Here is an 18,202-nt window from a genome sequence, read left to right as displayed (position 1 = left end):
GCCCCCCCCCCCGCCGCGGGCGGGGCCCCCCCCCCCCCGCCGGGCGGCGGGCCCGCTCCGTGTCGTCCCGGGGTCGATCGCCACCGGACCGATCGCCACCGGACCGATCGCCGCCGGACCGATCGGCACCCGGGGTCAATCGCCGCCCGGCCCGTTCGCCGAACGCAGCGTCTCCAGTCGGTGCCGGTACTCCTCCGCGTCGATCTCACCCCGCGCGAACCGCTCCGCGAGCACCTGCTCCGGTGGCGTCCACCCACCCCCTTGGCTCCCCTGCCCCGCCTGGCCCCAGCCCTGCGGGCCTCCCGCCCCGGATCCGCCCGTGCCCGGAGCCGCCCGACCGGGCGGGATCGGCTGCCGCGAGCGCGAGAAATAGCGGAACAGGGCCACGGCCAGGAGCACGACGATCACCAGGAGCAGCAGCGTCCCGAACGCCATCAGCCCCATGCCCCAGCCACCCACGACGTGGCCGTGTCCGTGCCAGTACCTCATCAGGACCTCCTCCTCCGGCCCCGTCGGGGCCCGCCGAGGTGAGCAGCGCCTACCACCATCGTGCGCCCGCCACCGGCGAAAGCGGCATGAGGGAAGCCTGAGAAAACGGTCCGGCGCCCGGCACGGCGCCCACCGGGGTAGCGTGCCGCTCGTGACCCACCATCCGCCGCCCGTGTCCCACCCCCAGTGGCCCACGGCTCACCAGCCACCCACGGCCTTCCGACCGCCGGACGACGACCGCTCCCCCGAGCAGCTCGTCGCCGCCGGGGTACTGCGGCACCACCCGGACGCACGCCCCGTCCCGGCGCTCGGCCACTCCCCGATCGGCTACGTCACCACCGCGCTCTGGGCCGAGCTCACCGCCCTCGCCATCGCGCCGGCCGCCGCCGAGACCACCGCCGCCGCGCTGCTGCGCGCGCTCGCCGACCGCGCCGTGGACGCGGCGCTCGCCCCCGGCAACGAGCGCGCCCCGCGCGACGACCTGTACGTGACCGACCCCGCCCACATCGGCCCGCACCGCCGGGCGGTCTGGTTCCAGCGTTCCGGCCGGCCCGACCCACCGGGCGCGAACGGCCTGTACGGCCCACGCGATCCGCACACCCTGCTCACCCCGCTCGACCCGCGCGGCGGGTACGCCCCGCGCGGCCCGATCACCGCCGCCTTCGCTCCCCGCGAACCGTAGGCACCCCACGCGCCGTAGGCACCCCGCGAGCCGCAGGAGCCCCACGGACCGCCGTCACCTCGGGCACCCGTGAGCCCGTCCGCCCGCCCGCTCAGCGCTCGACCCGGAGGCCGTGGCAGACCCAGCTGAGCCGGTCCGGCCCGCCGTAGGGCGGCCGGTCGTGGTACGTCCCGTCCGCCACCGACATGTTGACGATCAGGTACGCGTGCCACCCGGACCCGACGCCGTGCAGGTCCGCGTAGACCAGCTCGTCCTCCACGTACCAGTCCACCGAGTTCGCGCCGAGCACCACCCGCAGATCGAAGGTCGCCCCCAGCCCGATCCCGGAGCCCGCGCCGTGCCAGTACCGGTAGCCGCCCCGAACGTGATTGGAGATCTCCAGCAGGTCGGGGTTGTCCGGGTGGTACTCGAAGACGTCCACCTCGTTGCCGCCGTCCCGCCAGGTCCAGATCGCCGGCCAGGCGCCGAGCTCGACGGGCAGTGTCACGCTGGCCGACAGCACGTCCCCGGCACGGAGCTGGAAACCGTCCGGACTGCCCTCGGTGGTCAGCAGGTTGCAGCTCCACAGCCCGCCGCTGTGCCGCCGGACCGCCGCGAACACCCCGTCGGGGCAGTAGTCGCGGTTGAGGTAGTCGAGTTTGTGATCGCTCCGGTTGGTCGGCCCCATCCGGGGATAGGCGCTGCTGCGCCCGGCGATCCACTGACTGGTCGAAGTGAAGTCCGCGTCGAACACGACTGCCACGGCCGCCTCCCCGAAGCTCCGCCGTCCCGGCAGTCCGCACTGACGGGCACACAGGGTGAGTTACCCGATACCCTCCGCAGTATGCGAGGCGGATCGTTCGGGTCGGGACGAACGTGCGAATCGGGGACGGCGCGGCCGGTCAGCCGACCGGCGCCGCCCCTTCGGCCCCGAGCCGGTCGGTCACCGAGACCACCCCGTCCACCGAGCGGCACAGGTTGAGCACGATCGGCACCAGATGCTGCTCGGGCACGGTGCCGCTGAGCACCACCCGCCCCTGGTTGACCTCCACCCCGACCTGCGCCGGGCTGACCCCGTCGATCCGGCCGAGCACCTCCTCGACGATCTCGCGCCGGATCACCACGTCCTCGCGCAGGAACACCCGCAGCAGGTCGCCGCGGCTGACCATGCCGATGACCCGCCCCTCCTCGTCCAGCACCGGCAGCCGCTTCAGGCCGTGCCGGCTCATCAGCCGCGCCGCCGCGACGACACTGGTGTCCGGTGTGGTGCAGACCGGTTGCGCCGTCATCAGATCGGCCGCGGTCACCTCGCCGTTCGGGCCGGCCTGCGCCGACTCGGGCGCGGGCAGCAGGCTGGCCGGGTCCTCCTGCGCGGCCAGGGTCCGCAGCAGGTCGGCCTCCGAGACCACGCCGAGCGGGCGCGCCTCCGGGTCCACCACCGGCACGCCGGTGATGTCGTACTCGCTCAGCAGCGTCACGATCTCCCGGAATCCGGTCTCGGGAGAGACCAGGACGACGGGGCTGGTCATCACGGATTCGACGGTGGCATGCCGCACGCCGGTTCACCTCGTCCAACGATCCTGCTCCGACCGGACGCGGATCGTCCCGGCCGGTACCGGCAGCATCGCTCGCGACGGCGCCGATCGCCAGGGGCCAAGGGGCCGAACGGGTGGGACCTTGGGCCCCGGCCCGCGAACACGTTCCCGACACCGGGTCCGCCGGACCGCACCCCGGCCGCACCTCCCCCGGCACCACGCCCCCGACGGGATCACGCGTGCACGGTCGTCCCGCAGGCGAAGGAGACCATCGGCAGGAAGCCGTAGCTCCGGACGTCCGCCTCGGCGACCGGGGAGGTGCAGAACCAGCCCTCCGGGCCGAACACGTTCCGCAGCGCCCGGCCCTGCGTGCCGACGCCCCTCCAGTCGCCGTCCCGCACCCCGAGGTAGAGGACCCGGCCGTACCAGCCCTGGAGGAGGTACTCGCTGATCTCGCCGCCGTCCGTCGGGGCCGCTCCGTCCAGGTTCTTCGGCACCAGCACCCCGGGGTCGTCGCCCGGCTTCCGGTGCCCGCCGGTCACCTGGCCGAGCCAGCGGCCGACCGAGTACGGGACGATCGCGTTCGGATCGTGCAGGACCGCGTCCTCGCCCTGGTCGTCCGCGACACCGGAGGTCACGCACGGGCCCGCGTAGAAGGCACCGGGATCGCCGCCGTTCACAGCGCCGGACGCGAAGGCGCTCATCTCGTCGGAGGTGTAGGTCGAACGGCGGTAGGTGGAGTCCGAGGAGAAGTAGCCGGGCACCACCGGCCTGATCGTCGCGTCCGGCAGCCGGGAGTCGATCTGCCGCCAGTTGGTGATGTCGCAGGCGTAGATCGACCGCAGCTGGAAGCTCGTCAGGTTGTTCGGCGCGTTGCCACCCGCCGGGGCCGCCCAGGTCACCGCGTCCTTCACGAACGGGATGAAGTCGACCGAGATCGGGTCGGTCTGCTGCGGCGGCCGGCTCAGCCGGACGAAGTCGACCGTGGCGCCGGTGTTGGCCACCAGAGTGCTCAGGGCCTGCTTGGTGTTGGTCGGCCGGAAGACGGTGGTGGCCCCCGCCTTGGAGGTGATCGTGCCGGATCCCCGGGCGTCCCAGCTGTACAGCCGGGGCGAGGTGGTGTCCCCGGCCGCCGAGAGCGAGGCGTTGTAGTCGGCCGCGAGCTTGTTGAGGAGGGCGTCGGCGGCGGGGGCGCCCATGCCGACCAGGTCGGCGCCGACGGGCGCCGGAGGGTCGGCGGGGGCGGGGGCGGCCGTGGCGAGGGCGAACGCGGCGGCCAGTGCGGCGGCGGCGCCGGCCCGGGTGGCGAGGCGAGGCATGCGGGGTCCCTGGAAGGTCGGCGGGGCGGTATCGGGATCCTCCGGGGTCCGGGCCTTCCACGACAGCCCCGCCGAACCGGGCGGGCAGGCAGACCCCCTGGTCGGCGGCGGGAGGGCGGCCGCCGCTCGTGGAACGTTCTTCCAGCGGTGGCCCGCCGGATGTCCGTCGGATGTCCGCCGGCCACCCGGGGGGCGCGGCCGTCGCACGATCGACTCGCGGGACCGTCCGGGGCCCCCTGGCGCCGCACCGGGTGTCCCCGGTCAGCCGGCGAGCTGCCGCGGACGCCGCGAGTCGCGCTCATAGTCCGGCAGTTCGACGCTGCTGACCTGCTTTCCCAGCTCCAGCATCCGCTGCAGCGCCCAGCGCCGGTTGAGCAGCGCGTTGCGGAACCGCAGGCCCGCGGCCGTGCGCGGGGCGAGGAACGGCCCGGTCCGGTCCCCGCCCTTCTGGCAGCCCTGCGCGTAGCCGCGCAGCAGCTGCTCGTACCGCCCGAACGCGGCCCGGTGGTCGCCGCGCGCCCGGGCCAGCTCGCCCGCCAGGACGTACGCGGCCACCACCGCCGTGCCGGTGCCCATGCCGCCGATGGTCGCCCCGCAGGCGGCGTCGCCGATCAGGGCGATCCGGCCGGTCGACCAGGCGGGCACGTCGGCGCGGCTGATCGAGTCGAAGTACAGCTCGGGGGCGGCGTCCAGGCTCTCCAGCAGCTGCGGCACCCGCCAGCCGAGGCCCGTGAAGGCGGCCCGGACCAGCGCCTTCTGCCGCGCCGGGTCGTGGCGGTCGTGGCGCAGCTCGGGCGAGGCGAAGAGGCAGAACGCGCCGGCCCGGCCCGGGTCGCGGTGGGCGGCACCGACGGACATCAGCCGACCGGGGACGTTGAGGCCGACCGCGCCCGTCGGCAGCCCGAGGTCGTTGGGCAGCTGCCAGGTGGCCGCGTAGTACCCGAGGTGGCGGACGTAGCGCCGCTCGGGGCCGAAGGCGAGCCGGCGGACGGTGGAGTGCAGCCCGTCGGCGCCGATCACCAGGTCGAACTCGCGTGGTGCCGCGTGCCGGAAGGTGACCCGGACTCCGCTCGGGGTCTCCTCCAGTGCGGTGACCGAGTCGCCGAAGACGTACTCGGCGCGGGCGCTGCTGTGCCGGTGGAGCAGTTGGGCGAGCTCCCCGCGCGGCACCTCCAGGTCCCCGCCGGCGAATTCGGCGGGCAGGTGCAGCAGCCGGCGCCCGTCGCGGCCCACGAAGGTCATCGGGCTGCCGCCGGTGCCGAGCGTGCGCAGTTCCTCCAGGACTCCCATCCGCTCCAGCACGGTCAGGTGGGTGCGGCCGCGGAAGTCGACGTCCTGGCCGCCGTCGCGCAGTGCGGGGGCCAGCTCGACCACGGTCACCTCGAAGCCGTACCGGCCCAGCCAGTGGGCCAGCGCGGGGCCGGCGATGCTCGCGCCCGAGATCAGGACCTTGGTGCTCATGGAAACCACTCCGTCCGGGGATCAGAAAACTGTGTCTCGCGGACACTGTTCGTTGCTGTGTACGGTAGACACAGTTGGCCTGGAAGGACAACCCCCCAGGCCGCGGCCCAGGACGGAGCGGATGATGGCCGAGGCGGCGAACGACACGGTGCGACTGCTCTGGGGGCCGCCGGCCAGACCCACCCGGGGGCCGAAGCCGGCCCTGAGCCTGGAGCGGATCGCCGCGGCCGGGGTCGAGGTCGCCGACGCGGAGGGGCTCGCCGCGGTCTCCATGCAGAAGGTGGCCGGGCTGCTCGACTTCACCAAGATGTCGCTCTACCGCTACGTCCCCGGCAAGGCCGAACTGATCGCCCTGATGGTCGAGTCGGCCGTCGACGCACCCCCGGACATTTCGGAGGGCACCGACTGGCGGGATCAACTCACCGCCTGGGCCCACCACTTGGCCGAGTCCTTCGCCCGCCACCCGTGGCTGCTGGACGCCACCGTCGGCGCGCGGGTCATCGGCCCGAAGGAACTCGGCTGGCTGGAAAGGGTGGTGACGGTACTCGACGGCCACGGGCTGACCGGCCCCGAACGGATGGACGCCGCCGTCCTGCTCACCGGGCACGTGCGCGGGATCGCCGCGCAGTCCCGCGCCGCCGGGCCGGCCGCCACCCCCGAGGCCGAACTCCTCGCCGCCCTCGGCGCCGTGGTCCAGGAGCACGCCGACCGCTTCCCCGCGGTCGCCGCCGCCATGGCCGACCCGGGCGGCCGCGACCAGGCGCTGGAGTTCGGCCTGGAGCGCATCCTGGACGGACTGGCCGCCCTGATCGAGCGCCGCGCGGACACCGCCTGACCCGCGGGGCCTCCCCGGACCGCCGAGCCGCCTCCCCGCCCGGCGGTGGCACCCGGAAAATCGCTCGGAGCGCCGACGGTCGCTCGCTAGGGCGTGTCTGACCATTCGCGTCGGATCAGGGCGCGGCGTTGGAGTGCGTGCATCGCAAGGCGGAGGAGGGAGCCACTGCGGAGCATTGGCGACCGACGACAACGCGGCGAGGTGCGTGCCCCGGCGTCGCGCACCCGGCGGGAATGGTCAGACACGCCCTAGGATCGCGCCCCATGGCGATGTTCGTACACCTGACGGCCGCGGCGAACGCGCCGCGCATCCGCCGCGCCGGGATCCGCGCCGACAGCCGGGGCCAGGGCGGCGTGCGCGGGGTGTACTGCTTCCCCGTGCTGCCCTCGTACACGCTGACCCACCAGTGGCTGCGCGAGCTGGCCCGGTTCGGCCCCAAGGGCGCGCTGGTCGCGGTGCACCTTCGGCTGGACGACGAGCAGGAGGTCCTGGCCGGCCACTACCGCGACCGGGCCCGGGGCGTCCAGCAGCCGCTGCGCGCGGCCGAGGCGGTCCGGCGGATCGGCGGACTGGCCGACCCGCGGGGCTGGGAGGTGTTCCTGCCGCGAGCGGTGGGTGCCCGCGAGGTGCACCGGGTCCGCGCCGTGCCGCAGGTCACCGGCTGGCGCTACCTGCCGGGCGCCCACGGCACCCGGCCCTGCACCTGTCAGGGCTGCCGGATCTACGGCGAGTACGGCGGCCGCCGGCTGCGCGAACGCCACCCGCACCCGCTGGACGGCCCGCCGCCGCCCGTGCCCGTGCTGCTCGCGCGGATCGCGGCGGCCGGCGAACCGGGCGACCCGGCCGAACTGCGCTCGGCGCTGCACTGGTTCGGAATGCGCCGGCGCGGCCCGGTGGACCGGCTCGCCCGGCTGGCCTCCCATCCGGCACCGGAGGTGCGCGGGGACCTGGTGTGGGCCGTCGGCCGCTGGTCCACCCCGGGCGTCGCCGAACTGCTGGACGGCCTGGCGGAGGATCCGCACCCGCGGGTCCGCGAGGCCGTCACGGCGGTCCGGGACCTCTGAGGTCCCGGCCGCCGTCGGGTCGTACGCCGGCGCCGGGTCGTTCACGGGTGCCAAGTTGTTCACGGGCGCCGGACCGTCCGCGTCCCGCCCATTCCTATCCGTGCGGCCCATCGGCGCGCCGCCGACCTGCGCGGTCTCCGGTCGACGTGCCCGTTCGCCCGATCCGGGTGATCATGGGACGAACCGCGTCATCGGCGATTCGGCGCACCGGGCCGTCGGCCCGGGTGCGCCCGGAAGGTGGACTGCGATGTTCCAGCTCCTGTGGATCCTGCTCATCGGCTTCGTGCTGGGCGTGATCGCCAAACTCATCCTGCGCGGACCGCAGTCGATCCCCTGGTGGCTGACCATGCTGCTCGGCGCCGCCGGGGCCTGGCTCGGCAACGCCGTCTCCGGCTGGATCGGTGTCCGCCACACCTCGGGGATCGACTGGATCCGCCACATCCTGCAGATCGTCTTCGCCGTCGCCCTGGTGGCCTTCGTCGCCCCCGCGTGGAGCAGATCCCACCAGAACCGCTGACCGGCCGACGCGCCGTTCCGTCCCGAAGCCGGGAGGACCCGATCACCGGTCACCGGTCACCGGCCACCGGACCCTCGGCCGCGCCGTCGGCCGGGCCCGCTCAGCCCACGTGGACGGCCGGCCGGCGTGAGCGGTCCGGCTCGGCCTCGCGCAGCACCTCGCGGGTGACCGGGGCGATCTCGCCCTGTCCGAACAGGAAGAACCGCAGGAACTGGGCGAACGGGTTGCCCTCGGTCCACTCGAAGTAGATGTGCGGCTGTTGCCCGGTGAGGTCGCGCACCCGGAGCAGCAGGGCCGCCAGGGCGTTGGGCACGCTGGAGCTCTCCAGGGTGAGCACCCGGTAGCGGTCGTGCAGCACCTCGCCGCGCACGGTCAGTTCGGCCTCGAAGTCGGACGGGTCGAGCACGGTGACCTCGACGAAGACCAGGTCGTCCTCGGCCGGGATGTCGTTGTCCCGCCGGATCTGGTGGATCTTGTCGCGGTACTCGGCGAGGTCCCGGCTGTTCGGTTCGTTGGCGATCAGCCGCAGCGGGCGGTGGATGTAGTCCCGGACGAACCGCTCAGCGACGTCGTCCAGCACCACGTCGGTGACGCGCAGTTCGAACGCGCGCTTGAGCCGGGAGAGGAACGAGACCAGCATGATGCCCGCGATGAAGCAGGCGCCGATCTTGACCCCGTCCGGCCGCTCGGCGATGTTCACCGCCGTGGTGTAGAGGAACACTGCGGCGATCACCGCGAAGCCGGCCCGCCAGCGGCGCTGCCCGGCCTTGTGGGCGGCGATGGTGACGGCGATGGCGGCGGAGCTGATCAGCACCAGCACGCCGGTCGCGTAGGCGCCGCCCTGGGCATCCACGTTGGCGTCGAAGATCCAGGTCACCAGGAAGGCGATCAGGGTGAGCACGACGACGGTCGGCCGCACCGCGCGGGCCCAGTGCGGGGCCATGCCGTAGCGGGGCAGGTAGCGCGGCATCAGGTTGAGCAGCCCGGCCATCGCGGAGGCCCCGGCGAACCAGAGGATGGCGATCGTGGAGAGGTCGTAGACGCTGCCGAAGGTGCTGCCCAGGTACTCGTGGGCGAGGTAGGCGAGCGCCCGCCCGTTGGCCTGGCCGCCGGGCTCGAACTGGTCCGGCGGGATGAGCAGCGTGGTGATGAAGCTGGTGGTGATCAGGAAGACGCTCATGATCGCGGCGGCGGTGGTCAGCAGCTTGCGGGCGCCGCGGATCCGGCCGGTGGGCTTCTCCTCGGTGTCGTCCGGGTCGCCCTCGATGTGCGGCATCACGGCGACGCCGGTCTCGAAGCCGGACAGGCCGAGCGCCAGCTTCGGGAAGACGATCAGCGCGACTCCGATCATCGCGATCGCGTTGCCGTGCTCCACGGTCAGCGCGTCCGTCCACTCGGTGAACAGCTGCGGCTCGCTGAACACGTGCCACAGCCCGTTGGCCACCACCACGACGTTGAGCGAGAGGTACACCGCGACCAGCACCACGGCCAGGCCGATCGCCTCGCTGAAGCCCTTGAGGAAGACCGCGCCGAGCAGCGCGATCATGATCATGGTCAGCATGATCTGCTTGCCGGTCAGCGCGCTGTGCAGGTGCGGGTTCTCCACCAGATGCGCGCTGGCGTCGGCGGCGGACAGGGTGATGGTGATCATGAAGTCGGTGGCCGCGAAACCCAGCAGGGTGAGCACGAAGAGCTTGCCCTGCCAGAAGGACAGCAGCCGTTCCAGCATCGCGATCGAACCCTGGCCGTGCGGGCTCTCCTGGGCCACCCTCCGGTAGACCGGCAGCGCGCCCAGCAGGGTGACGGCCACCAGCACGATGGTCGCCAGCGGCGAGACCAGCCCGGCCGCGAGCGCGGCGATGCCGGGCTGGTAGCCGAGCGTGGAGAAGTAGTCCAGGCCGGTCAGGCACATGACCCGCCACCAGCGCCGGCCCTCCTCGTGCGGGACCTCGGCGTGCGGACCGGGGTGCTGCTTGGCCATGTCGGCCAGACCCTCCAGCATCCAGGCCCGGAACCGCTCGCGCCGGGAGACCGGCCCCGCCCCCGCTTCGGCCGACCCCGACGAAACCACGTGCACCCCTGTCCACGACTCGGCCGGGCGCGGACGGCTCCGGATCCCCTGCGGCCGCCGGGCGGCGCGCCTGGTCAGGCTAGGGGACCGGCCCGCCGGGGCCGGGCCACCGCGCCGGTCGACACGCCCGGGTGCGCCCGTACGGCCCTGCCCGGTCGCGGGCCGCCCCCGGCCGCCCCCGGCCGCCTTCGCCGACGCTCTGCGGCGCCCCTGAAGCGCCCCCGTGGCGCCCCCACGGAGCCCGGCGACGGCCGCGGCCCGGCGCGGCGGCCTGCGCGGGGCTCACGAAACACGCGAGGATGTCCGCGCGACCGACACACCGGGCCGGCGCCCCCAGCGCGCCGCCACCGACCGGGTCGACGCGCCCACGGCCCCGGGCACGGCCCCCGGGTACGGGCACGGGCACGGGTACACACGAGGAAACACGGAGGTCGCGGTGGCGGAGCCGAGCCGGCGCAGGATTCTGGGCCTGGGCCTGATGGCGGCCGCCGTCACCTCCTGCGGCCACCCCCGCCCGGCCCCGGCCGCCGCCGCGCAGCCGTCCGCCGCGGCGGCCACGGCGGCCTCCTCCGCCCCGAGCGCCCCCGGCGGCCCGGCCGCCGACGGGCACACCGGGCCGACGAGCGAGCGCTCCCGCCCCGGCAACCCCGACTGGGAGATCACCGACCCCGGCCCGGACGACGCCATCGCGGGGTTCGCCGACCGGGTCAGCGTCCTGCCCGGCGAGCCCTTCGGCCTGCACGTCTCCACCCCGGCCGCGGCCTTCACCGTCTCCGCCTACCGGATGGGCTGGTACGACGGCGCCCGCGCCCGGCTGGTCTGGCGCCGCGAGCACGTCCCGGGCGGCCGGCAGGCCGCGCCGCACGTGGACCCGGTGACCCGCACCGTGCTGACCGGCTGGCAGCGCACCCTCGCGGTGGACACCGCCGACTGGCCCGAGGGCGCCTACCTGCTGCGCCTGGACGCCGAGGACGGTTCCGGCCGGCGCTACGTCCCGCTCACCGTCCGCTCGGCGAGCACCGCCGGCAGGACCGTGATCATGAGCGCCCCGGCGACCTGGCAGGCCTACAACGAGTGGGGCGGCTACAGCCTCTACAACGGCCCGACCGGCGGCCTGGCCACCCGCTCGCTGAAGGCCGTCTTCGACCGACCGTACGACTACGACCACGGCGCCGGGCTGTTCCTGGTCTACGAGGCGCCCCTGGTCGCCCTCGCCGAGCGGCTCGGCCTGCCGCTCGCCTACACCACCGGCATCGACGTGGCCCGCGAGCCCGGCCTGCTGACCGGGGCCGCCGCCGTCCTGTCGCTCGGCCACGACGAGTACTGGTCCCCCGAGCAGCGGGCCAACGTGGTCGCCGCCCGCGACGCCGGGACCAACCTGGCGATCCTGGGCGCCAACTGCTGCTTCCGCCGGGTCAGGTTCGAGCCGACCGACCTCGGGCCGGACCGCACGGTGGTCTGCTACAAGGACGCCTGGGCGCAGGACCCGGGCCACCTGTCGGGCGGCCCGGCGACCACCGACTTCCGGGCCGGCCCGGGCGCCGACCCGGAGAGTTCGATGCTCGGCGTCATCTACGACGGCTACCCGGTGGACGCCCCGTACGTGGTCACCTCGCCCGGGCACTGGGCCTTCGAGGGGACGGGCGTCGCGGCCGGGGCCTCGTTCCCGCACCTGGTCGGGGTCGAGTACGACCGGGTGGACACCGGCTTCCCCACCCCCCGCCCGATCGAGGTGATCGCCCACTCCCCCGTGGTCTGCGACGGCCGCCGCTCCCACTCCGACACCGCCTACTGCACCCTGGCGGGCGGCGCCGGGGTGTTCGCCACCGGGACGATGCGCTGGGTCGAGGCGCTGGACGCCCGCGGCCCCGGCGGCGGCAGGGCCGACCACGGCATCGACGCGCACGCCGGGGACCTGGTCCGCCAGGTCACCGAGAACGTCCTGCGCGCCTTCGCCGCCGGCCCGGCCGGCCGGGCCCGCCCGGCCCAGGACAACCTCGCCGCCGTCTACGGCACGGCGTAGCGGGGCGCGGCTCAGCCGGTGGCCGGCGGGGTGAAAGTCTCCGCAGGGCCGAAGTCCGAGACGCGTTCCTTCGTCACGACCGGCTTGCCGGCGACCACCGTCGACCGTTCACTGCGGACGGTCCGGCCGAGCCGGTCGATCCACAGCTGGCAGTCGGCCGCGTCCGTGCCCTCGTTCTGGCGCCCGACCCCGTAGCTCGGGTCCGCGCGGCGCAGCTCGGCCGGTGAGAGCCGGGCGCTCAGGTGGAACACCGGCACGCCCGCCTCGGTCTCCATGCCCTTGCGGGCGGCGGGCCCGGCGTCCAGCAGGACCTTGGCGTAGCCGTCGTCGTCGTATGCGCCGACCCCGACGCTCGCCGGGGGCTTCTGATCGGTCGTCCACCGGGTCTCACCGCTCTCCTTGTTCCGCCGGTAGACGGCCTGGTCGATGATCACCGTCTCCTCCCAGGCCAGCACGGAGGACCCGCGGACCATCTTCGCCTCCGTACGGGATCCCTCGGCCGGAGTGTTGTGGTTCGACCGGGCGGTGACGGTGGTCAGCTCCTTCTCGCCGCCCTCGCCCCTCTCGACGGTCATCTCGAACGTCGCGGCGTACGGCTCCCGGGAGCGGTGGGCGATCGCGACCGCGGGGTCGAAGGCTCCGGTCGCGTCGGCGGGTGCTCCGGTCGCGTCGGCCGGTGCGCCGGTGGCGCCGGTGGACGCTCCGGTCGTGGGGGCGGCCTTCGGCGGAGCGGCGCTGTCGGCGCCGCAGCCGGTCAGCGTGGCCAGTGCGAGGACCAGGGCGGTGACGGGCAGGACGGTGCTGCGACGGATCGTCAAGGAGGGCTCCGGGTCGGCGTTCGGAAACGGCGGCGGCAGCCTCCCACATCGGCCCATCGCGGTCGAACGGGTTTCCGCCCCCGGCCGGGGCAGGAGCCGGCCGACACGCCGGATAGACTCGCACGGTCCCATCCGGAGCAGGCACGAGGGAAACAGAACATGGTCGAGGCCTCCCCCAAGGTCGTTGTGGTCGTCCCCACGTACAACGAGCGGGAGAACCTCCCGGTCCTCGCGGGCATGCTCGCGGAGCTTCCGGTGCCCAACCTGCACCTGCTGGTGGTCGACGACAACTCCCCCGACGGCACCGGCGAGATCGCCGACAAGCTGGCCGCGGACTCCGGCGGCACCGTGGGCGTGCTGCACCGCACCGAGAAGGACGGCCTCGGCCGCGCCTACCTGGCCGGCATGGCCAAGGCCCTGGACGAGGGCGCCGACGTGGTGGTGCAGATGGACGCCGACCTGTCCCACCCGGCCTCGGTGATACCCGTGATGGTCGAGACGCTGCTCGCCGACGACACCGCCGTGGTGCTGGGCTCGCGCTACGTCCCCGGCGGCTCGACCGCCGAGGAGTGGCCCTGGCACCGCAAGGCGCTGTCCGCCTGGGCGAACTTCTACGTCAACGCGATCCTGAGCCTCGGGGTCAGGGACGCCACCGCCGGGTTCAAGGCCTGGCGCGCGAGCGCCCTGCGCGCCATCGACCTGCCGACCGTGCAGAGCAACGGCTACTCGTTCCAGGTCGAGATGAACTACCGGGCCGTCAAGCAGGGCCTGTCGATCCGCGAGGTGCCGATCCGTTTCGAGGAGCGGATCGAGGGCGCCTCGAAGATGAGCATGGGTGTGCAGGTCGAGTCCGCGCTGGCCCCCTGGAAGCTGCGCTTCAACCGCGACAACTGAGCCGGCGGGCCCCGGCGACGGCGGCTCGCCGGCCCGGGCCGATGCGGGCGTACGGGTGCCGGAGCGCCCCGGGAGCGGTGTGAACGGCGGATGCGGGGAAAGAAGGGCGACATGGCCCTTCTCCCGGAGTCCCTCGCGGACCTGGTCCGCCGCAGCGCCCGAGAACCCTTCGTGGTCCAGACCGTCCGGGCCACCGTGGCGGCCACCATCGCCTACGCGGTGGCGACGCAGCTGAGCAGCGAGCCCGCCCCGCTGACGGCGCCGCTGACCGCGCTGCTGGTCGTCCAGGTCACCGTCTACTCGACGCTGAAGACCAGCATCCGCCGGGTCAACTCGGTGGTGGTCGGGGTGCTGATCGCGATCGGGTTCAGCGCCGTGGTCGGGCTCTCCTGGTGGAGCCTCGGGCTGATCATCCTGGCCTCGCTGGTCGTCGGCCGGTTCGTCCGGGTCGAGGAGTTCGTCCAGGAGGTCGCGATCAGCGCGATGCTGATCCTGGGCGTGACCAAGCTGGCCTCGCAGGCCTGGGACCGGGTGCTGGAGACGCTCATCGGCGCCGCCGTCGGCCTGCTGTTCAACCTGCTGTTCGCGCCGCCGGTCTGGGTGGACACCGCCGGGGAGTCGATCGAGGACCTCGCCCGGCGGGCCCGCCAGCTGCTCCTGGACATCTCCGAGGAACTGGGCCGCCCCACCCCGGTGGCCCGGGCCGCCGAACGGCTGCACGAGGCCCGGCGGCTGGACCAGGCGATCGCCGACGTGGACGCGGCGCTGCGCCAGGCGGAGGACAGCCTGCGCTTCAACCCGCGGATCAGCGAGGGGCTGCTGTCCCGGCTGGTGCTGCGCACCGGGCTGGACACCCTGGAGATCTGCGTCGTGGTGATCCGGGTGCTGGCCCGCTCGCTGACCGACCTGGCCAAGCGGCGCGCGCCCGGCGAACGGCTCTTCCCGCCGGACGTCGCGTCGGGGCTGGAGGAGCTGCTGGCGCACGTGGGCGATGCGATGGTCAGCTACGCGGTGCTGGTGACCACGCAGGTGAGCCGCAACGCCGAGGAGGCCGAGGACAGGCTGACCACCGAGCTGGCGGCGGCCTGGGCCTGCCGGGAGAACGTCGCCCAAGTGCTGCTGCGCAAGGTCCAGGAGCACCCGGAGGCCTGGCAGTTGCACGGTTCGATGCTGGCCGAGGTGGACCGCATCCTGGACGAGATGGACCTGGAGCACCGCAGCCGGCGGCTGATGGAGGAGCTGGACCGGGCCTCGGTGGCGAACCGGGAGCGGTTCTCCCGCTACGCCGCGCTGCGCCGCCTGCTGCGCGGCGAGCGGGCCCGCGGCGGCCGGTCCGCCACGGCGGAGCGCCCGGCGGCGTAGGGCGCTCCGCCGTGGCGGACACGCCCTGGCCGGGCGCCGGGCGCCGTTCGCCACGGGCCGCGGGCAGGGCGTGTCCGGGGGCCAGGGGCCAGTGGCCGCGGTCCGGGGTCACGGGGCAGGGGTCAGGGCATCAGCCAGGGCTGCTGCGGCAGCGGGTGGCCGGTCTCCAGGTAGGTCTTGAGGTTGGCGAGCACCGCCGACCAGCCCTGTTCGGCGTCCGCCCGGGCGGCCTCGTCGGCGAGGTCCACGTGGGTGACGGTGAGCCGGGTGAGGTCCTGCCAGCCCTGGAGCTCGAAGGTGACCCGGGAGGGGAAGGCGGCGTGCTGCTCCCGTAGGCCGGCCCAGGTGGCGACCAGCAGGTGCGGGCGGTCCACCGCCTCGACGGTGCCGATGACGTCGGCGGTCCCGGAGCCGTCGGTCCGCTGGTGCTCCCAGGGCGCGCCGAGCAGCCAGGTGGAGACGTTGCGGTGGCCCCAGTAGAGGCCGGACTCGTCGGCGTTGGTGAGCGCGTGCCAGACCCGCTCGGGGGTGGCCCGCAGGTAGGTGATGCCGCGGTGGCCGAAGGCGGTCACGGCCTCACCCCTTCGCCGCGTCGAGCAGCGGCTGGATCTCGATCTTCCGCATCCGCAGCATGGCCGCGAAGACGCGGTCCGCGGTGGCCCGGTCCTCGCCCGCGACCAGGTCGAGCAGCACCCGGGGGGTGATCTGCCAGGAGAGGCCGTAGCGGTCCTTGAGCCAGCCGCACGGTCCCTCCTCACCGCCGTCCGCGCTGAGCTCCGCCCAGAGCCGGTCGATCTCCTGCTGGTCCTCGCACTCCACCTGGAGCGAGATCGCCTCGGTGAAGTGGAACGCCGGACCGCCGTTGAGGGCCGTGTACTCGCGGCCGGCGAGCTCGAACTCGACGGTCATCACCGAGCCCGCCGGGCCGGGGCCGGTCTCGCCGTACCGGGTGGTCCTGGTGACCCGGGAGTTCGGGAACAGGGTGGTGTAGAAGGCGGCGGCCTCTTCGGCCCGGTCGTCGAACCAGAGGAAGGTGGTGATCTTCTGCATGCGCCCGACGGTAACGGCGGGCTCCGGTACGGCGGCCGAGCCACGGCCGGGGGTCACCGGATCGGCGCCCCCGGCCGGGCCGGCCGGGGCTCAGTGCACCCAGCCCGCGTAGCGCTGGACGAAGCGCTGACCGGTGTGGGCGGTCACGACGACGTCGTAGCGGCCCTGCTTGTCCAGCGGCCAGGCCAGGTCGGCCTGCTTGCCGGGCTTGACCTGGACGGTCTGCGCGGTGCCCGCGAAGTCGTTGGGCGCGGCGGTGAAGGCCACGTCGGTCATCCCGTCGTTGGCCACCTGGAGGGTGAGCCTGCGGTTGCCGCGCAGGTCGGCGGTGACGATCGGCACGCCGATGTCGTTCTGGCCGTCCTGGCCGTCGCGCACCACGGTGCCGGCGAAGCGTCGGACGAAGCCGTCCGGGCCGTGCACGGTGAAGTCGTAGCGGCCGCCGGTGGCGGCGGCGTCCCAGACGTACCGGGCGGTGGCGCCGGGGGCGACGGTGTACGGGGTGCCGGCGAAGGGGAGCAGGATGTTCGGGTAGACGGTGTACGGGAAGGCCACCGAGCCGTCGTTGCTCATCGTGCAGGTGACCCTGCCGGTCTTCCGGTCCACCTCGACGTCGGCCCACGGCTGGTACGGAAGCGGCCGGTGCGGGCGTTCGCCGCGCTCCTGGACCGGCATCGCCTGGGCGCCGACCGCCGGCAGCGCGACGCCGGGCAGCTTGGTGCCCGCGTCGGCCCTGGCCATCAGGGCCTTGGTGTCGGGCAGCGCCGGGATCGAGTGCTCGGGGGCGGCGAAGTCGAAGCAGCTGGTGAGGTCGCCGCAGACGGCCCGGCGCCAGGCCGAGATGTTGGGCTCGGCAACCCCGGTGACCAGCTCCATGAAGCGCAGCACCGACGTGTGGTCGAAGACCTGGGAGTTGACCCAGCCGCCGCGCGACCAGGGCGAGATCACCCAGAGCGGCACCCGGTTGCCGAGGCCGATGGCCCGTCCCTGGGTGAACTCCTCGGGGGTGCCCGGCTCGGGGGTGGGCGGGACCATGTGGTCGAAGTAGCCGTCGTTCTCGTCGTACATCACCAGGAAGACGGTGTGCTGCCAGACCTCCGGGTTGGACATCAGCGACTGCAGGGCCTGGTCGACCCAGTGCGCGCCGTAGGCCGGACCGGCCTCCGGGTGCTCGGAGAACAGGTAGGGCGCGACCAGCCAGGAGACGGTCGGCAGGGTGCCGTCCTTGCAGTGGCGGTCGAAGTCGGCGGGGTCGAACTTCGTCATCGCGTTGACGTACCGCGGGTCGTCGTGCGGGAACTCGTGGAACTGCTTGAAGTAGGAGAGCGCGTTGTCGTCGTAGTCGCCGGTGCGGTCGTCCTTGCTGGGGTTGTGGTAGACGCGCCAGCTGACGCCGGCCGCCTCCAGGCGCTCGGCGTAGGTGGTCCAGTCGGCGACGGGGTTGTCGGTGACCGGGGTGTTGTCGATCCACGGGCCGGTGGTGCCGTCCCGGCCGGGGCCGGCGGTACCGGTCCACAGGTAGAGGCGGTTGGGGTCGGTGGGGCCGGCCAGCGAGGTGAAGTAGGCGTCGCAGACGGTGAACGCGTCGGCCAGGGCGTACTGGTAGGGGATGTCGTCGCGGGTGAAGTAGCCCATGGTGCGCTCGCCCTTGGCGGCGATCCACTTGTTCATCGCACCGTTGTTGATGGCCTGGTGGCCGGTGGCCCAGTCGTGCGGGAGGCCGCCGGCGTTCTGGGCGTTGTACTTGGCGGTGTCCATCCGGTAGGGCAGCATCGCGCCGCCGTCGCTGCGCCGGCTGTCGGGCTGGCGGAAGACGTCGGTGCCGTCCGGGAACTGGAGCGCCTGCTTGTCGCCGAAGCCGCGGACACCGGCCAGGGTGCCGAAGTAGTGGTCGAAGGAACGGTTCTCCTGCATCAGGACGACGACGTGCCTGACGTCCTTGATGGTCCCGGTGAGCGGGGCGGCGGGCTTGGCACCGGCGGCGGGGGCCGGGGCCGGGGCCGGGGCGGCGACGGCCTGGGCGGCCGCCAGACCGGTCAGGGCGGTGGCGCCGGCGGCCGCGGTGGCGCCGACGAAGGTGCGGCGGGAGAGCTCGGGCATGAC

17 protein-coding genes are annotated in these 18,202 nt (G+C 73.9%); 7 read left to right on the top strand and 10 right to left on the bottom strand.

Going from position 1 to position 18,202, the window contains the following annotated elements; genetic code table 11:
- Nucleotides 1-135: 135 nt before the first annotated feature.
- The gene (locus ACFVUY_RS23285; protein ID WP_387687588.1) at nucleotides 136-489 is read right to left on the bottom strand and encodes an SHOCT domain-containing protein; all 354 of its coding nucleotides are present in this window, start codon (nucleotides 487-489) and stop codon (nucleotides 136-138) included.
- Between the two features lie 151 nt (nucleotides 490-640).
- On the opposite strand from ACFVUY_RS23285, the gene ACFVUY_RS23280 reads away from it, so the two are divergent.
- The gene (locus tag ACFVUY_RS23280; RefSeq protein WP_387732734.1) at nucleotides 641-1,171 is read left to right on the top strand and encodes a hypothetical protein; all 531 of its coding nucleotides are present in this window, start codon (nucleotides 641-643) and stop codon (nucleotides 1,169-1,171) included.
- Between the two features lie 91 nt (nucleotides 1,172-1,262).
- On the opposite strand, the gene ACFVUY_RS23275 is transcribed toward ACFVUY_RS23280, so the two are convergent.
- The 4 genes from ACFVUY_RS23275 to ACFVUY_RS23260 all read right to left on the bottom strand — a co-directional run bounded on the left by ACFVUY_RS23275 (nucleotide 1,263) and on the right by ACFVUY_RS23260 (nucleotide 5,465).
- Nucleotides 1,263-1,913 carry a beta-glucanase gene (locus tag ACFVUY_RS23275; protein ID WP_387732731.1) on the bottom strand — a complete coding sequence of 217 codons (651 nt, stop codon included), beginning with the start codon at nucleotides 1,911-1,913 and terminating at the stop codon, nucleotides 1,263-1,265.
- A gap of 139 nt (nucleotides 1,914-2,052) precedes the next feature.
- A complete protein-coding gene (locus ACFVUY_RS23270; RefSeq protein ID WP_387732990.1) occupies nucleotides 2,053-2,679 on the bottom strand; it encodes a CBS domain-containing protein in 627 nt (208 codons plus the stop codon).
- 239 nt (nucleotides 2,680-2,918) lie between these two features.
- On the bottom strand, nucleotides 2,919-4,004 hold the full coding sequence (locus ACFVUY_RS23265) for a substrate-binding domain-containing protein (RefSeq protein ID WP_387732729.1): 1,086 nt from the start codon (nucleotides 4,002-4,004) through the stop codon (nucleotides 2,919-2,921).
- Between the two features lie 261 nt (nucleotides 4,005-4,265).
- Nucleotides 4,266-5,465: an FAD-dependent monooxygenase gene (locus ACFVUY_RS23260; RefSeq protein WP_387732726.1), complete on the bottom strand. Its 1,200-nt coding sequence runs from the start codon at nucleotides 5,463-5,465 to the stop codon at nucleotides 4,266-4,268.
- A 121-nt stretch (nucleotides 5,466-5,586) separates the two neighbouring features.
- On the opposite strand from ACFVUY_RS23260, the gene ACFVUY_RS23255 reads away from it, so the two are divergent.
- From ACFVUY_RS23255 to ACFVUY_RS23245, 3 genes are all read left to right on the top strand, one after another.
- Nucleotides 5,587-6,300 (top strand): TetR/AcrR family transcriptional regulator, encoded by a 714-nt coding sequence (locus tag ACFVUY_RS23255; RefSeq protein WP_387687576.1) that lies wholly within the window; start codon nucleotides 5,587-5,589, stop codon nucleotides 6,298-6,300.
- Nucleotides 6,301-6,563: 263 nt separating this feature from the next.
- Nucleotides 6,564-7,364: a HEAT repeat domain-containing protein gene (locus ACFVUY_RS23250; protein WP_387732723.1), complete on the top strand. Its 801-nt coding sequence runs from the start codon at nucleotides 6,564-6,566 to the stop codon at nucleotides 7,362-7,364.
- 247 nt (nucleotides 7,365-7,611) lie between these two features.
- The gene (locus ACFVUY_RS23245) at nucleotides 7,612-7,881 is read left to right on the top strand and encodes a GlsB/YeaQ/YmgE family stress response membrane protein (protein WP_359903939.1); all 270 of its coding nucleotides are present in this window, start codon (nucleotides 7,612-7,614) and stop codon (nucleotides 7,879-7,881) included.
- Nucleotides 7,882-7,981: 100 nt separating this feature from the next.
- Here ACFVUY_RS23245 and ACFVUY_RS23240 read toward each other — a convergent pair whose 3' ends face one another.
- Nucleotides 7,982-9,883: an amino acid transporter gene (locus ACFVUY_RS23240; protein WP_387732987.1), complete on the bottom strand. Its 1,902-nt coding sequence runs from the start codon at nucleotides 9,881-9,883 to the stop codon at nucleotides 7,982-7,984.
- Nucleotides 9,884-10,388: 505 nt separating this feature from the next.
- Between ACFVUY_RS23240 and ACFVUY_RS23235 the strand changes: the two genes are divergently transcribed.
- Nucleotides 10,389-11,975 (top strand): N,N-dimethylformamidase beta subunit family domain-containing protein, encoded by a 1,587-nt coding sequence (locus ACFVUY_RS23235; RefSeq protein WP_387732720.1) that lies wholly within the window; start codon nucleotides 10,389-10,391, stop codon nucleotides 11,973-11,975.
- Nucleotides 11,976-11,986: 11 nt separating this feature from the next.
- On the opposite strand, the gene ACFVUY_RS23230 is transcribed toward ACFVUY_RS23235, so the two are convergent.
- The gene (locus tag ACFVUY_RS23230) at nucleotides 11,987-12,793 is read right to left on the bottom strand and encodes a hypothetical protein (protein ID WP_387687569.1); all 807 of its coding nucleotides are present in this window, start codon (nucleotides 12,791-12,793) and stop codon (nucleotides 11,987-11,989) included.
- Between the two features lie 159 nt (nucleotides 12,794-12,952).
- On the opposite strand from ACFVUY_RS23230, the gene ACFVUY_RS23225 reads away from it, so the two are divergent.
- Nucleotides 12,953-13,687, top strand: a complete 735-nt coding sequence (locus ACFVUY_RS23225) for a polyprenol monophosphomannose synthase (protein ID WP_387732718.1) — start codon at nucleotides 12,953-12,955, stop codon at nucleotides 13,685-13,687.
- A gap of 111 nt (nucleotides 13,688-13,798) precedes the next feature.
- Nucleotides 13,799-15,049 (top strand): aromatic acid exporter family protein, encoded by a 1,251-nt coding sequence (locus ACFVUY_RS23220; protein ID WP_387732716.1) that lies wholly within the window; start codon nucleotides 13,799-13,801, stop codon nucleotides 15,047-15,049.
- 122 nt (nucleotides 15,050-15,171) lie between these two features.
- On the opposite strand, the gene ACFVUY_RS23215 is transcribed toward ACFVUY_RS23220, so the two are convergent.
- The 3 genes from ACFVUY_RS23215 to ACFVUY_RS23205 all read right to left on the bottom strand — a co-directional run bounded on the left by ACFVUY_RS23215 (nucleotide 15,172) and on the right by ACFVUY_RS23205 (nucleotide 18,199).
- The gene (locus tag ACFVUY_RS23215) at nucleotides 15,172-15,621 is read right to left on the bottom strand and encodes an SRPBCC domain-containing protein (protein ID WP_387732713.1); all 450 of its coding nucleotides are present in this window, start codon (nucleotides 15,619-15,621) and stop codon (nucleotides 15,172-15,174) included.
- 4 nt (nucleotides 15,622-15,625) lie between these two features.
- Nucleotides 15,626-16,099: a VOC family protein gene (locus ACFVUY_RS23210; RefSeq protein ID WP_387687563.1), complete on the bottom strand. Its 474-nt coding sequence runs from the start codon at nucleotides 16,097-16,099 to the stop codon at nucleotides 15,626-15,628.
- Between the two features lie 90 nt (nucleotides 16,100-16,189).
- Nucleotides 16,190-18,199 carry a phosphocholine-specific phospholipase C gene (locus tag ACFVUY_RS23205; protein WP_387732710.1) on the bottom strand — a complete coding sequence of 670 codons (2,010 nt, stop codon included), beginning with the start codon at nucleotides 18,197-18,199 and terminating at the stop codon, nucleotides 16,190-16,192.
- Nucleotides 18,200-18,202: the final 3 nt, after the last annotated feature.

It is taken from the genome of Kitasatospora sp. NPDC058063, assembly GCF_042885395.1.
Classification (GTDB): Bacteria; Actinomycetota; Actinomycetes; order Streptomycetales; family Streptomycetaceae; genus Kitasatospora; species Kitasatospora lactacystinica.
Note: the sequence above shows the minus strand (reverse complement) of the source record. Positions and strands in the feature narration are given on the sequence as shown.

Bases quoted from the DNA above. Each gene is read 5' to 3' on its own strand.
- ACFVUY_RS23285 (WP_387687588.1), bottom strand. From the start codon at position 489: ATGAGGTACTGGCACGGACACGGCCACGTCGTGGGTGGCTGGGGCATG.
- ACFVUY_RS23270 (WP_387732990.1), bottom strand. From the start codon at position 2,679: ATGACCAGCCCCGTCGTCCTGGTCTCTCCCGAGACCGGATTCCGGGAG.
- ACFVUY_RS23265 (WP_387732729.1), bottom strand. From the start codon at position 4,004: ATGCCTCGCCTCGCCACCCGGGCCGGCGCCGCCGCCGCACTGGCCGCC.
- ACFVUY_RS23260 (WP_387732726.1), bottom strand. From the start codon at position 5,465: ATGAGCACCAAGGTCCTGATCTCGGGCGCGAGCATCGCCGGCCCCGCG.
- ACFVUY_RS23255 (WP_387687576.1), top strand. From the start codon at position 5,587: ATGATGGCCGAGGCGGCGAACGACACGGTGCGACTGCTCTGGGGGCCG.
- ACFVUY_RS23250 (WP_387732723.1), top strand. From the start codon at position 6,564: ATGGCGATGTTCGTACACCTGACGGCCGCGGCGAACGCGCCGCGCATC.
- ACFVUY_RS23245 (WP_359903939.1), top strand. From the start codon at position 7,612: ATGTTCCAGCTCCTGTGGATCCTGCTCATCGGCTTCGTGCTGGGCGTG.
- ACFVUY_RS23240 (WP_387732987.1), bottom strand. From the start codon at position 9,883: ATGCTGGAGGGTCTGGCCGACATGGCCAAGCAGCACCCCGGTCCGCAC.
- ACFVUY_RS23225 (WP_387732718.1), top strand. From the start codon at position 12,953: ATGGTCGAGGCCTCCCCCAAGGTCGTTGTGGTCGTCCCCACGTACAAC.
- ACFVUY_RS23220 (WP_387732716.1), top strand. From the start codon at position 13,799: ATGGCCCTTCTCCCGGAGTCCCTCGCGGACCTGGTCCGCCGCAGCGCC.
- ACFVUY_RS23210 (WP_387687563.1), bottom strand. From the start codon at position 16,099: ATGCAGAAGATCACCACCTTCCTCTGGTTCGACGACCGGGCCGAAGAG.
- ACFVUY_RS23205 (WP_387732710.1), bottom strand. From the start codon at position 18,199: ATGCCCGAGCTCTCCCGCCGCACCTTCGTCGGCGCCACCGCGGCCGCC.